Source organism: Streptomyces flavofungini, assembly GCF_041028215.1.
Taxonomy (GTDB): Bacteria; Actinomycetota; Actinomycetes; order Streptomycetales; family Streptomycetaceae; genus Streptomyces; species Streptomyces flavofungini_B.
Genome location: NZ_JASKYR010000212.1, coordinates 1 through 12258, shown reverse-complemented (window position 1 = coordinate 12258; position 12258 = coordinate 1). Strand labels below are relative to the sequence as shown.

Genomic DNA, 12258 nt, shown 5'->3' with positions numbered 1-12258 from the left:
CTTCCCCCACACCGCCCCCGCATGGCAGCGTGCCCGGCATGACCACGTTGCCGGACGGACGGCGCGTTCCGCCGTTGACCGCCGATGAGCCCGCCATGCTGGCCGCCTGGCTCGATCTGCACCGCGCCACGCTGGCCCTGAAGTGCGCGGGGCTCGATGACGCGCAGACGCTGCGCACCCCGGTGGAGCCGTCCACGCTCTCGCTCTTCGGCCTGGTCCAGCACCTCGCCGAGGTGGAACGGAAGTGGTTCCAGCGGGTGTTCGCCGGCCGCGACGTACCGCTCCTGTACGGAAATCCCCCCGGTGGCTTCACCGTGGACGCGTCACGGACGTTCAGCGAGGTACGGGAGGTGTGGGAGCGCGAGGTGGCCGTGAGCCGGGAGATCTGCGCGGGGCGCTCCCTCGACGACACGGGACGGCTCGACGCCGAGGACACGGCCCTGACCGGCGGCGACGCGGTGGTCAGCCTGCGCTGGATCGTGGTCCACCTCATCGAGGAGTACGCGCGCCACAACGGCCACGCGGATCTGCTCAGAGAGCGCCTCGACGGCGTGACGGGGACATGAACACGCCAGAGGCGGCAGCGGCCGCCACGAAGCGGAAACGGAATCCAGCGCACTATTACAGCGCTCTCCGCACCCCCTCCGCCAATTCGACGGCGCATTTTCATGAATTCTTTATCAGCACAGCTTCCCGTATTCTTCTGCCCGCTTTCCGAAGGCCTAAACACTAAGATTCCGACAGGATCAACCACCGCAATCCGGACACCTTCCGCAGTGGTTGCACCTCTGTGACGTACTCCACACCTCAGTCTTTTTGTCCGGTATGACCCGGTCAAAACAAGACAAAAGCCCAGGTTCTCATGCGGGCGCGCACCCCCGCGTGATAACATACGAGGCCCGCTTGTGTAACCCCTTTCCCCGATGCAATCCGAGAAATTGCTCGGTAAATTCAATTCGCATGACCGCTGCACAAGCCGATCTACCGACCGACCTGCACGCGAAATTCTTGGAAATGCCCGAGGGGCTGCGCCTCGATGGCCCCGCCGTCGCCGACGGCGCCGCCATCTGGCGGATCGCCCGTGACTCCAAGGTGCTCGACCTCAACTCGTCGTACAGCTACCTGCTGTGGTGCCGCGACTTCGCGGCGACCTCCGTGGTGGCCCGGGACGCCGACGGCGAGCCGGTCGGATTCATCACCGGCTACTTCCGGCCCGAGCGTCCGGACACCCTGCTGGTCTGGCAGGTGGCCGTCGACCACGCCCAGCGCGGCCGCGGTCTGGCCGGCGCCCTGCTCGACGGGCTGACCGCGAAGGTCTCCGCCGGGCACGCGCTGACCACGATCGAGACCACGATCACGCCCGGGAACACGGCTTCCGAGCGGCTGTTCCTCTCCTACGCGCGGCGCCACGGCGCGGAGGTCGAGCGAAAGATCCTGTTCGACGCGGGTCTTTTCCCTGATGACGGGCATGAGCCAGAAGTGCTCTACCGCATCGGGCCGATCGGCCGCTGACCGGTTTCGCACGCCCCCCCCACGTCCGCAACCCCCCACTCCCACGCCTTTTCATCTCCCAGGAGATCTGCTGTGACCATCACCCAGCCCGACCTGAGCGTCTTCGAGACCCTGGAGTCGGAGGTGCGCAGCTACTGCCGCGGTTGGCCTACGGTCTTCGACCGCGCGCAGGGCAGCCGCATGTTCGACGAGGACGGCCACGAGTACCTCGACTTCTTCGCCGGAGCCGGTTCACTCAACTACGGCCACAACAACCCGGTCCTGAAACGCGCCCTCATCGACTACCTGGAGCGCGACGGCATCGCGCACGGGCTCGACATGTCGACGACCGCCAAGCGCGCGTTCCTGGAGTCGTTCCAGAACATCATCCTGCGCCCCCGTGACCTGCCGTACAAGGTCATGTTCCCGGGCCCGACGGGCACCAACGCCGTGGAGTCGGCGCTGAAGCTGGCCCGCAAGGTCAAGGGCCGCGAGTCGATCGTGTCGTTCACGAACGCCTTCCACGGCATGTCGCTCGGTTCGCTCGCGGTGACCGGCAACGCCTTCAAGCGGGCGGGCGCCGGTATCCCGCTGGTGCACGGCACGCCGATGCCGTTCGACAACTACCTCGACGGACAGACCCCGGACTTCATCTGGTTCGAGCGGCTCCTCCAGGACCAGGGTTCCGGCCTCAACCAGCCCGCGGCAGTGATCGTGGAGACCGTGCAGGGCGAGGGCGGCATCAACGTCGCCCGTGCCGAGTGGCTGCGCAAGCTCGCCGACGTCTGCGAGCGCTGGGACATGCTCCTGATCGTCGACGACATCCAGATGGGCTGCGGCCGTACCGGCGCGTTCTTCTCCTTCGAGGAGGCGGGCATCACGCCGGACATCGTGACGGTCTCCAAGTCCATCAGCGGCTACGGCCTGCCCATGTCGCTCTGCCTGTTCAAGCCGGAGCTCGACGTGTGGGAGCCGGGCGAGCACAACGGCACCTTCCGCGGCAACAACCCCGCGTTCGTGACGGCCGCCGCCGCCCTTGAGGCGTACTGGACCGACGGCCCGGCGATGGAGAAGCAGACCCGCGCCCGCGGCGAGCAGGTCGAGCAGGCGCTGGCCGCGATCGCCGACGAGAACCGTACGGAGATCAAGGAGTTCCGCGGCCGCGGTCTGGTCTGGGGCATCGAGTTCCTGGACAAGGACCGGGCGAGCGCCGTGGCGAAGCGGGCCTTCGAGCTCGGCCTGCTCATCGAGACCTCCGGCCCCGAGGGCGAGGTCGTCAAGCTGCTTCCGGCGCTGACGATCACCCCCGACGAGCTGGACGAGGGGCTGCGCACGCTGGCCCGCGCGGTACGCGAGACGGCCTGAGCGGGCGCCTCCTCACCGAGTCCCTCACACCGCACCAGAAAAGGAAACAACACACCGTGATCGTCCGTTCGTTCAAGGACATTGAAGGCACCGACCGCCACGTGAAGTCCGCGTCGGGCACCTGGGAGAGCAAGCGCATCGTCCTGGCCAAGGAGCGCGTGGGCTTCTCGGTGCACGAGACCATCCTGTACGCGGGCACCGAGACGTCGATGTGGTACGCCAACCACATCGAGGCCGTCGTCTGCACCAAGGGCGAGGCCGAGCTGACCGACGACACGACCGGCAAGAAGTACACGATCACGCCGGGCACCATGTACCTGCTCGACGGGCACGAGAAGCACACGATGCGGATCAAGGAGGACTTCCACTGCATCTGTGTCTTCAACCCGCCCGTCACGGGTCGTGAGGACCACGACGAGAACGGCGTGTACCCGCTGCTCACGGAGCCGGACGAGGCCTGAGAGCCGCGCGCACCGGTCGGCCGAGGCCGGCTGACATCCCGCACAGGGCCGTACGAGAGGAGAGGCAGGCAACACCATGACCACCGCACCCGAACGCACCACAGACCTGTACCCGACCCGAGGCGCCGAAGAGGTGCTCATCGAACGCAAGGACCCCGTCGTGTGGTCCGAGCCGGGTACCGAAGGGCCGATCTCGGCCGGGGATCTGGCGGGGTTCGAGCGGGACGGTTTCCTGGCCATCGACCAGCTGATCACCCCGGACGAAGTAAGCGTCTACCACGCCGAGCTGGAGCGGCTGGTGAACGATCCGGCGATGCGCGCGGACGAGCGTTCCATCGTCGAGCCGCGCTCGCAGGAGATCCGCTCCCTCTTCGAGGTGCACAAGATCAGCGAGCTCTTCGGCAGGCTGGCCGCCGACCCGCGCGTGGTGGGCCGGGCCCGGCAGATCCTCGGGTCCGACGTGTACGTGCACCAGTCCCGGATCAACGTCAAGCCGGGCTTCGGGGCCTCGGGGTTCTACTGGCACTCCGACTTCGAGACCTGGCACGCGGAGGACGGCCTGCCGAACATGCGGACCGTCTCGGTGTCGATCGCGCTGACGAAGAACCACGACACCAACGGCGGCCTCATGATCATGCCGGGGTCGCACAAGACGTTCCTCGGCTGTGCGGGCGCCACGCCGAAGGACAACTACAAGCGGTCGCTCCAGATGCAGGACGCGGGCATCCCGTCGGACGAGACGCTGACCCACCTTGCGTCCGACCACGGCATCCGCCTCTTCACGGGCGAGGCCGGTTCGGCCACGTGGTTCGACTGCAACGCCATGCACGGCTCCGGGGACAACATCACCCCCTACCCGCGGTCCAACGTCTTCATCGTCTTCAACAGCGTGGAGAACACCGCGGTGGAGCCGTTCGCGGCGCCGGTGCGCAGGCCCGAGTTCATCGGGGCCCGCGACTTCACCCCGGTGCGGTGACCGGGCGCACGGCTTCGGTGGACTGACGCGCACGGGATTCGGCCCGGCACCCCTCGCGGGTGCCGGGCCGTTTCTCGTCGTGGTCCCCTCGCGCGCGTCCGCTACAGCGCGGGGTAGTCCGTGTATCCCTGCTCCGTGCCGCCGTAGAAGGTGGCCTGGTCAGGGGTGTTGTACGGGCCTCCGGCCCGGAGGCGGGCCGGGAGGTCGGGGTTGGCGAGGAACAGCGCGCCGAACGCGATGAGGTCGGCGGTGCCGTCCTCGATGAGGGTGAGCGCGTCGGCGCCGGTGGGGCCCTCGGTCGCCGGGTTGAGCACGAACGCGCCGCCGAACTCCCCGCGCAGCTTCGTGGTCAGCTCACGGATGTCGCCCGCCTCAAGGACGTGCAGATACGCGAGGTCGAGCGCGGCCAGCTCCTTGACCAGGGCGGTGTACGTCGGCTCCGGGTCGGGCTCGGAGATGTCGTTGAAGGGGTTGCCGGGCGAGAGGCGGATGCCCGTGCGGTCGGCGCCGATCTCGGCGGAGACGGCCCTCGCGACCTCCACGGCGAAGCGGATGCGGTTCTCGACCGTGCCGCCCCACTCGTCGGTGCGCTCGTTGGAGGACGGCGCGAGGAACTGGTGGATCAGATAGCCGTTGGCGCCGTGCAGCTCGACGCCGTCGAAGCCCGCGTCCACGGCGTTGCGCGCGGCGGTCGCGAAGTCGTTGATGGTGGCGCGGACCTCGGCCCCGGTCAGCTCACGCGGGGTGAGGAACTCCTTGGGGCCCTCGGCGGTGAACACCTGGCCCTTGGGCGTGATAGCCGAGGGGGCGACATTGACCACGCCCTCGGGGAGCAGCACCGGGTGGCCGATGCGGCCGACGTGCATGAGCTGGGCGTAGATCCGGCCGCCCGCGGCGTGCACGGCGTCGGTGACCTTGCGCCAGCCCGCGATCTGCTCCGGGCTGTGCAGTCCCGGAGTGTCCGGGTATCCCTGGCCGACCACGGAAGGCTGGATGCCCTCGGTGACGATCAGCCCGGCGGAGGCCCGCTGGGCGTAGTACGTCACGGTCAGATCCGTCGGGACACCGCCCTGGCCTGCGCGGCTACGGGTCATGGGGGCCATGGCTATGCGGTTGGCGAGGAGCGTGCCGGACAGGTCGATGGGGTCGAACGCGGTGGTCATGGGGACTCCCGGGCAGCATTTGTGTGGTCGGCCAACTAATTGAACCGGACGTCACTGTAACCTATTCCTTGGCCGACCAAGGTAATCTCTGGCCAAGACGTCCCGAACCCAGCAGGAGCCCGTCATGAAGGCCGACCCCGCAGCAGCCCCGGCCGACTCCCCCGCCTGTCCGTCCAGGCTGCCCGGGGTCGCGAAGGCCGGTCCCGTCAGTCACGCCGTCAGCCGGGTCGCGCGCCTGCACCGCACCGCCGCGGGCAAGGTCCTCAAGGGCCTCGGCCTCTATCCCGGCCAGGAGTTCGTGATGATGCACCTGTGGGACGCGGGCCCGGTGCGGCAGTCCGAGCTGATCAAGGCCGTCGACCTCGACCCCTCCACGGTCACCAAGATGCTCCAGCGCCTCGAACAGGCGGGACATGTGCGCCGCCGCCCCGACCCCGGCGACCGCAGGGCGGTGCTCGTCGAGGCGACCGACGCGAGCTGCGGTCTGCTCACCCAGGTGGAGGGCGCCTGGAAGCAGCTGGAGGACCACACCCTGGGCGGCCTGGACGAGGCCGAGCGCGCCGAGCTGGCCCGGCTGCTCGCCAAGGTGGAGGCGAACCTCTGCGCGGAGACGGCGGACTGCCCGGAGCGCCGGGGCTGAGGCCTTCCCTTCCGGTCAGGCCAGCACGTCGAGGAGCCGGTCCACGTCGGACTCCGTGTTGTAGAGGTGGAACGTGGCCCGCAGATGCCCGGCCCGCGCCGAGGTGACGACGCCCGCGCGGTTCAGCGAGGGCTCGCGGTCGGCGAGCCCGGGGACCGAGACGATGGGCGAGGCGCCGGGGACCGGAGTGTGCCCGAGTGCGGCGAGGCCCGCGCGGTAGCGCGCGGCCAGGGCCAGGTCGTGGCGGTGGATCGCGGCCACGCCGATCTCCTCGACCAGGGAGAGCGCCGCCGCGGCCCCGTGGTGGGCGAGGAAGGCGGGCGGCTCGTCGAACCTGCGGGCGTCCGGGGCGACTTCGGCGAGCGGGCCGTACGTCGAGCGCCACAGGTCGGCCGAGGCGAGCCAGCCCCCGTGCAGCGGCGTCAGGGACTCCTGTGCCGCCTCGGTGACGGTGAGGAAGGACGTGCCGCGCGGGCAGAGCAGCCACTTGAAGGCGCCGGTCACGGTGTAGTCGTACGCGCCCGCGTCGAACGGCAGCCAGCCCACCGACTGCGTGGCGTCGGCGAGGGTGCGCGCGCCCTGGGCGGTGGCGGCGGCGCGGATCGCCGCGCCGTCCGCCGTACGCCCGTCCGCGGACTGCACGGTGGAGAACGCCACGAGCGCCGTCTCCGGACGCACCGCGTCGGCGAGCTCTTCGAGCGGGGCGAACCGCGGCTTCAGGTCGCCGCGCAGCACGAAGGGGTTGATCAGCGAGGAGAAGTCCCCCTCGGGGAGGAGCACCTCGGCGCCCGCGGGGAGCGAGGCGGCTATGAGGCCGACGTGCACGGCGACCGAGCCGCCCGACGCTACGCGGGACGGGGCTACACCGGCGAGCCGCGCGAAGGACGCGCGGGCCTCGTCGACCTTGGAGAAGTCCCCCGAGGCGCCGCGCTCGCCCGAGGCCAGCTCCGCCGCGAGGGCCCGCACCGCCTCGACGGCACGGCGCGGCAGCAGTCCGTAGCTCGCGGTGTTGAGATAGGTCGTCCTCGGCGCGAACTCGGCGCCGAGGACGGAGCGGTCACTGATCCCCGTGGACGTCGTCATGGGGATCAACCTAAGGGCCGGATCACGCCTGCGGAACAGCGCATCCGTCGGGACCGCACGCCTCTTTGTCCCCGCCGTCCGCGAGGGTGGTCAGCGGTGAGCGGCTGCCCCAGGCCTGTTCGAGGGCCTGGGTGAACACCTCGGCGGGCTGGGCGCCGGAGATGCCGTACGTGCGGTCGAGCACGAAGAACGGGACGCCGTTCGCCCCCAGCTCGGCGGCCTCGCGCTCATCGGCGCGGACGTCGTCGGCGTACCTGGCGGGATCGGCGAGGACGGCGCGCACCTCGTCCGCGTCGAGCCCGGCCTCGACGGCGAGCTCCACGAGGCGTTCGTCGTCCTCGAAGACGGAGCGCTCCTCGGCGAAGTTGGCGCGGTAGAGCAGCCCGATCAGCTCGTCCTGCGCGCCCCGCTCCCTGGCGAGGTGCAGCACCCGGTGCATGTCGAAGGTGCTGCCGTGGTCGCGGCCCTCGGTGCGGTAGTCGAGCCCCTCGGCCGCGGCGTTCTCGCCGAGCCGGCGCTCGCCCTCGCGGGCCTGCTGCTCGCTCATGCCGTACTTGTTCATGAGCATTGGAAGGACCTGCCCGGTGTCGCCCTTGGCGCGGCCGGGGTCCAGCTCGAAGGAGCGGTGCACGACCTCGACGCCGTCGCGGTGCGGGAAGGCGGCGAGCGCCTTCTCGAAGCGGGCCTTGCCCACGTAGCACCAGGGGCAGGCGATGTCGCTCCAGATCTCGACGCGCATGTGTGGCTCTCTCCGGGTCGTGCGGTACGCGGGTGCGTGGCGGTCAGGCGGAGGGTGCCTCCGCCGACCGCTTCAACGCATGGCCGAAGCGGCTCATTCCCCTGCGGGCCACCCGGTGCCCCGCGCCCCCTCAGGAGCCGTCGCGCAGGCCCTTCGGCCCCTCGGGGCGGAACTCGATGTGGTCGTAGGTGACCAGGCAGCCCTCCCCCACCGGCGACTGCGCCATGAAGCCGACCAGGGCCGCGCCCGCCGACTCCTCGTCGCCCAGCGAGAAGATCCGCACGAACGTCCACCGCTCGCCGTCCGTGGAGGCGTGGAAGGCGAACGCCGAGCCCGTACGGCTGACGCGCAGCCAGGCGCTCGTGCCGTCCACCACGAAGGCGTTGGCGTCGTCGGAACGGCCGCGCGTCACGACCGTGCAGATCGTCGGTTCGTCCGGGGAGCGCTCCAGGCAGAGCTTGGCCCACTCCCGCTCCCCCACGTGCAGATAGAGCACGCCCGCGTCGAAGGGCGCCGCGAAGCCGACCGTGACGCGGGCGATGAGCTGGAAGTCGCCCTCCGGGGCGCCCAGCAGGCGGGGCGCGTCGGCGGCGGGGTCGAGCGCCTCGCCGGCCGGCGGCACGAACCGGTCCTGCCGTGCGCCCGCCCGGCCGGTGAGCACCCCGTCCCCGTACGACCAGTGCCCGTCGGGGCCGTAGCCGCGCAGGGCGAACGGGAGCTGGGGGAGGTCGATGTCCATGGGGTCAGTGTTCCAGGCGCCCGTCCACCCGCCTCGGCAGGCCCAGCGGATTGGCGTCGCGCAGCTCGGGCGGGAGCAGGGGCTCGGGGGTGCTCTGGTAGGCGACCGGGCGCAGCCAGCGCTCGATGGCGGTGCCGCCGACCGAGGTCGAGGTGGAGGTGGTGGCCGGGTAGGGGCCGCCGTGGTGCTGGGCGGGCGCGACGGCGACGCCCGTCGGCCAGCCGTCCACGAGGACGCGTCCCGCGAGCGGTGTCACCTCGGCGATGAGTGCGGCGCCGCGCGGGCTCACGCCCGCCGCCTCGTCGGAGGAGAGCTGCACGGTGGCCGTGAGGTTGCCGGGCAGCCGGGAGAGGACGGCGGTGATCTCCGCGTCGTCCCGGTAGCGGGCGACGACGGTGACCGGGCCGAAGCACTCCTCCAGGAGCAGATCGTGCTCGCCCCCGCCCGCGAGGCGCGCGGCGGGGACGGTGAAGAAGCCCGCGCTCACGGTGTGCTCGCCGCCCGCGCCGGGGGTGACGGGCGCGCTGACGTCCCGCAGGCCCGCGCGCGCACGCACCCCGGCGACGAAGTCGTCCCGCATCCGGTGGTCGAGGAGGACGCCGGCCTCGGTGTCGCTGACCGCCTCGGTCAGGGACTTCACGAGCCGGTCGCCGCCCGCGCCCTCGGGGGCGAGGACCAGGCCGGGCTTGACGCAGAACTGGCCGACGCCGAGCGTCATCGAGCCCGCGAGGCCGCCGCCGATCTCCTCGCCGCGCTCGGTGGCCGCGGCCTCGGTGACGACGACGGGGTTGAGGGAGCCGAGCTCGCCGTGGAAGGGGATCGGCACGGGCCGGGCCGCCGCCGCGTCGAAGAGGGCACGGCCGCCGCGGATGGAGCCGGTGAACCCGGCGCCCGCGACCAGCGGGTGGCCGACCAGTTCGACGCCCGCGTCGAAGCCGTGCACCAGGCCGACGACGCCCTCGGGGATGCCGTGCCGCGCCGCGGCCCTGCGCAGCACGGAGGCGGAGGCGTCGGGGTGGTCGATGACGACGCCGAGGAAGGCGCCCTCGTCGACGATGTCCGCGAAGGCGCGCAACTGGAAGCACGTGCGGGCCAGTTCGCCGGTGAGCCGGACCGGGCCGAGCGCGGTCTCCGCGTCCGCGGCCTCGACGAGGTGGTCCTTCGCCTCGTCGAGGAGTCCGGCCGCGCCGCGCAGGAAGGCGGCGCGCACCGCGCGGTCGGCCAGTGCGGGGGCCGCGGCACGGGCGGCCTGGACCGCCTGGTCGACCTCCTCGGCTGTGGCCTCCACCGCAACCTGCTCGCGCTGCTTCCCGGTTCGGGGGTCGACACTCCAGACTGGTGCTGCTGCCACCGCGGAATCCCTTTCCAGAGGTACGGCCGGACGTGCTGCCGTAGGTATGCCGCTCACCCGGGCTGTTCGATATGCTGAACACTGTCTCTGTCGATGAATGAGCGGGGACTTCGGAGACTATTTCTCGGCGAACTGAGGGGTCAAGGGCGATGTCGGCTGGCGAGACCGGAGGCGGCGCGCAGGTCAAGTCCGCCGTGCGGACGGTGGAATTGCTCGAATACTTCGCGGGCAGCCCCGGAATGCACTCCCTGGCGGCCGTCCAGGAGGCCGTGGGCTATCCCAAGTCGAGCCTCTACATGCTGCTGCGCACCCTGGTCGAGCTGGGCTGGGTGGAGACCGACGCCACCGGCACGCGGTACGGCATCGGGGTGCGCGCCCTGCTGGTCGGCACGTCGTACATCGACGGTGACGAGGTGGTGGCCGCGGCCAGGCCGACCCTGGACCGGCTCTCCGACGACACCACGGAGACCATTCACCTCGCGCGGCTCGACGGCACGAACGTCGTCTATCTCGCCACCCGTCAGTCCCAGCACTATCTGCGGCCCTTCACGCGGGTGGGCCGCAGGCTGCCCGCGCACTCCACCTCGCTCGGCAAGGCGCTGCTCGCCACCCACACCGACGAGCAGGTCCGCAAGATGCTCCCGGAGACGCTGCCCGCGCTCACCGAGCACACCATCACCGACCGCGAGAAGCTCATCGAGGAGCTGCGCGCGGTGCGCGAGCAGGGCTTCGCGGTGGACCGCGAGGAGAACACGCTGGGGCTGCGCTGCTTCGGCGTCGCGATCCCGTACCGCACCCCGGCGCGGGACGCCATCAGCTGCTCGGTGCCGGTGGCGCGGCTGACCCCGGCCCATGAACAGATGGTCAAGGACGCCCTGTTCGACGCGCGCGACCGGCTGACACTGGCGACTCGTAGGCTCTGACGCATGGATGTGTGTCTGCGCGAAGTCCACGACAGTGATCTGCCCGTCTTCTTCCGGCAGATGAGCGATCCCGAGTCCAGCCACATGGCGGCGTTCACACCCGAGGACCCCCTGGACAAGGACCGCTTCGACGCCCACTGGACCAAGATGCGGGGCTCGGCCGCGGTGGACGTGCGCACGGTCCTCGCGGACGGCGACGTGGTGGGCAACGCGGCGGTGTACGGCGAGCCGGGCGAGCGCGAGGTCACGTACTGGATCGACCGCGCCTACTGGGGCCGCGGTCTGGCCACGGCCGCCCTGCGTGAACTGCTCGCCCTGGTCCCCGAGCGCCCGCTCTACGCCCGCGCGGCGGCGGACAACGCGGCCTCGCGACGCGTCCTCGCGAAGTGCGGCTTCCGCGAGACGGCCCGCGAGAGGGGCTTCGCGGCGGCACGCGGGGCGGAGATCGACGAGGTGGTCCTGGTCCTGGACGCCGGTTGACGGCCCGGCCGCGCGGAGGCGGGGCGTGAGAGTCACCGGCACCGCCCTCTTCGGGCGCCGTGCACGCCGCCGGTGGATCCATCTGATCCTGGGTGGCGCGCTCGCCATGCCGTACGTCTTCGTCGGCTCCGTGGCCGTCGGACCGCTCCTCGGCGACGAGCAGGTCTTCGGCTCGCTCGCCGCCCAGCTCATCTCGTTCGCGGCGGGGCTGCCGCTCGCCGCCGTCACCGCGCTGTTCCCGCTGACCCGGCCGATGTCCGTGGCCGCCGCGCGGGCGCTGTGCGGGGTGCCGGACGACTCCCTCGCCGACGGGCCCGCCCGCTCGCGCGCGGCGCGGGGGCGCACCGTCGCCTGGTTCACGCTGCACCTCGGCCTGGGGGGCGTGATCAGCGGCATGTCGCTCGCGCTGCCGCCGTTCGCGGCGATGCTGATCGCACTGCCGTTCGTCCCCGCGCTGCGCGACACCGGCGCCGGTCTGCCCGCGGCCCTCGATGAGCCCTGGCTGCTCGCGCTCTGCCCGGCCGCCGGGGCCGCCGCGCTCGTGGCGCTCGCGGGGTGCGCCGCGGCGGCCGGCGGCCTGCTCGCGCGCTGGGCGCCCGAGTTGCTCGGCCCCACGCCCGCCGACCGCGTCGCGGCGGCCGAGCGCCGCGCCGCCGACCTGGCCGTGCGCAACCGGCTGGCCCGCGAGCTGCACGACTCGGTGGGTCACGCCCTGAGCGCCGTCACGCTCCAGGCGTCCGCGGCCCGCCGCGTCCTCGACCACGACCCGGAGTTCGTACGGGAGGCGCTCGCCGCCATCGAGGACACCACGCGGCGCACGGTCGGCGAGCTCGACGCGGTCCTCGGC

Annotated in this window: 14 protein-coding genes; 9 read left to right on the top strand and 5 right to left on the bottom strand. The window is 71.5% G+C overall.

What is annotated here, in order from left to right:
- The 5 genes from AB8Z36_RS16850 to thpD all read left to right on the top strand — a co-directional run.
- Positions 1-566 (top strand): DinB family protein (locus tag AB8Z36_RS16850; RefSeq protein ID WP_440581932.1); only part of this gene is annotated, 566 nt, incomplete at its 5' end.
- Positions 567-960: 394 nt separating this feature from the next.
- Positions 961-1512, top strand: a complete 552-nt coding sequence (gene ectA, locus AB8Z36_RS16845) for a diaminobutyrate acetyltransferase (RefSeq protein WP_369214128.1) — start codon at positions 961-963, stop codon at positions 1510-1512.
- Positions 1513-1584: 72 nt separating this feature from the next.
- Complete coding sequence (gene ectB / locus AB8Z36_RS16840) at positions 1585-2856, top strand: diaminobutyrate--2-oxoglutarate transaminase (protein WP_369214127.1); 1272 nt, start codon at positions 1585-1587, stop codon at positions 2854-2856.
- Positions 2857-2912: 56 nt separating this feature from the next.
- Positions 2913-3317 (top strand): ectoine synthase, encoded by a 405-nt coding sequence (locus tag AB8Z36_RS16835; RefSeq protein WP_369214126.1) that lies wholly within the window; start codon positions 2913-2915, stop codon positions 3315-3317.
- Between the two features lie 76 nt (positions 3318-3393).
- Positions 3394-4293: an ectoine hydroxylase gene (thpD, locus tag AB8Z36_RS16830; RefSeq protein ID WP_369214125.1), complete on the top strand. Its 900-nt coding sequence runs from the start codon at positions 3394-3396 to the stop codon at positions 4291-4293.
- Between the two features lie 101 nt (positions 4294-4394).
- Here thpD and AB8Z36_RS16825 read toward each other — a convergent pair whose 3' ends face one another.
- Positions 4395-5456, bottom strand: coding sequence for an alkene reductase (locus AB8Z36_RS16825; protein ID WP_369214124.1), 1062 nt, complete (start codon positions 5454-5456; stop codon positions 4395-4397).
- 124 nt (positions 5457-5580) lie between these two features.
- On the opposite strand from AB8Z36_RS16825, the gene AB8Z36_RS16820 reads away from it, so the two are divergent.
- On the top strand, positions 5581-6096 hold the full coding sequence (locus AB8Z36_RS16820) for a MarR family winged helix-turn-helix transcriptional regulator (protein WP_369214123.1): 516 nt from the start codon (positions 5581-5583) through the stop codon (positions 6094-6096).
- A gap of 15 nt (positions 6097-6111) precedes the next feature.
- Here the strand turns inward: AB8Z36_RS16820 and AB8Z36_RS16815 are convergent, their stop codons facing one another.
- The 4 genes from AB8Z36_RS16815 to AB8Z36_RS16800 form a co-directional block, all read right to left on the bottom strand.
- Complete coding sequence (locus tag AB8Z36_RS16815; protein WP_369214122.1) at positions 6112-7179, bottom strand: aminotransferase class V-fold PLP-dependent enzyme; 1068 nt, start codon at positions 7177-7179, stop codon at positions 6112-6114.
- Positions 7180-7201: 22 nt separating this feature from the next.
- Entirely contained in the window at positions 7202-7918 is a 717-nt protein-coding gene (locus AB8Z36_RS16810) for a DsbA family oxidoreductase (protein WP_369214121.1), read from the bottom strand.
- Positions 7919-8048: 130 nt separating this feature from the next.
- A complete protein-coding gene (locus AB8Z36_RS16805; protein WP_369214120.1) occupies positions 8049-8657 on the bottom strand; it encodes a DUF1349 domain-containing protein in 609 nt (202 codons plus the stop codon).
- 4 nt (positions 8658-8661) lie between these two features.
- Entirely contained in the window at positions 8662-10008 is a 1347-nt protein-coding gene (locus tag AB8Z36_RS16800) for an aldehyde dehydrogenase family protein (RefSeq protein ID WP_369214119.1), read from the bottom strand.
- Positions 10009-10157: 149 nt separating this feature from the next.
- Between AB8Z36_RS16800 and AB8Z36_RS16795 the strand changes: the two genes are divergently transcribed.
- The 3 genes from AB8Z36_RS16795 to AB8Z36_RS16785 form a co-directional block, all read left to right on the top strand.
- Positions 10158-10931, top strand: coding sequence for an IclR family transcriptional regulator (locus AB8Z36_RS16795; protein ID WP_369214118.1), 774 nt, complete (start codon positions 10158-10160; stop codon positions 10929-10931).
- A 3-nt stretch (positions 10932-10934) separates the two neighbouring features.
- Positions 10935-11411 (top strand): GNAT family N-acetyltransferase, encoded by a 477-nt coding sequence (locus tag AB8Z36_RS16790; RefSeq protein ID WP_369214117.1) that lies wholly within the window; start codon positions 10935-10937, stop codon positions 11409-11411.
- 25 nt (positions 11412-11436) lie between these two features.
- A partial coding sequence (locus AB8Z36_RS16785) for a histidine kinase dimerization/phosphoacceptor domain-containing protein (protein WP_369214116.1) occupies positions 11437-12258 on the top strand: 822 nt, incomplete at its 3' end.

Excerpts from the sequence above, each read along its gene's own strand:
- ectA (WP_369214128.1), top strand. The coding sequence starts at position 961 with ATGACCGCTGCACAAGCCGATCTACCGACCGACCTGCACGCGAAATTC.
- thpD (WP_369214125.1), top strand. The coding sequence starts at position 3,394 with ATGACCACCGCACCCGAACGCACCACAGACCTGTACCCGACCCGAGGC.
- AB8Z36_RS16825 (WP_369214124.1), bottom strand. The coding sequence starts at position 5,456 with ATGACCACCGCGTTCGACCCCATCGACCTGTCCGGCACGCTCCTCGCC.
- AB8Z36_RS16820 (WP_369214123.1), top strand. The coding sequence starts at position 5,581 with ATGAAGGCCGACCCCGCAGCAGCCCCGGCCGACTCCCCCGCCTGTCCG.
- AB8Z36_RS16815 (WP_369214122.1), bottom strand. The coding sequence starts at position 7,179 with ATGACGACGTCCACGGGGATCAGTGACCGCTCCGTCCTCGGCGCCGAG.
- AB8Z36_RS16810 (WP_369214121.1), bottom strand. The coding sequence starts at position 7,918 with ATGCGCGTCGAGATCTGGAGCGACATCGCCTGCCCCTGGTGCTACGTG.
- AB8Z36_RS16805 (WP_369214120.1), bottom strand. The coding sequence starts at position 8,657 with ATGGACATCGACCTCCCCCAGCTCCCGTTCGCCCTGCGCGGCTACGGC.
- AB8Z36_RS16795 (WP_369214118.1), top strand. The coding sequence starts at position 10,158 with ATGTCGGCTGGCGAGACCGGAGGCGGCGCGCAGGTCAAGTCCGCCGTG.
- AB8Z36_RS16790 (WP_369214117.1), top strand. The coding sequence starts at position 10,935 with ATGGATGTGTGTCTGCGCGAAGTCCACGACAGTGATCTGCCCGTCTTC.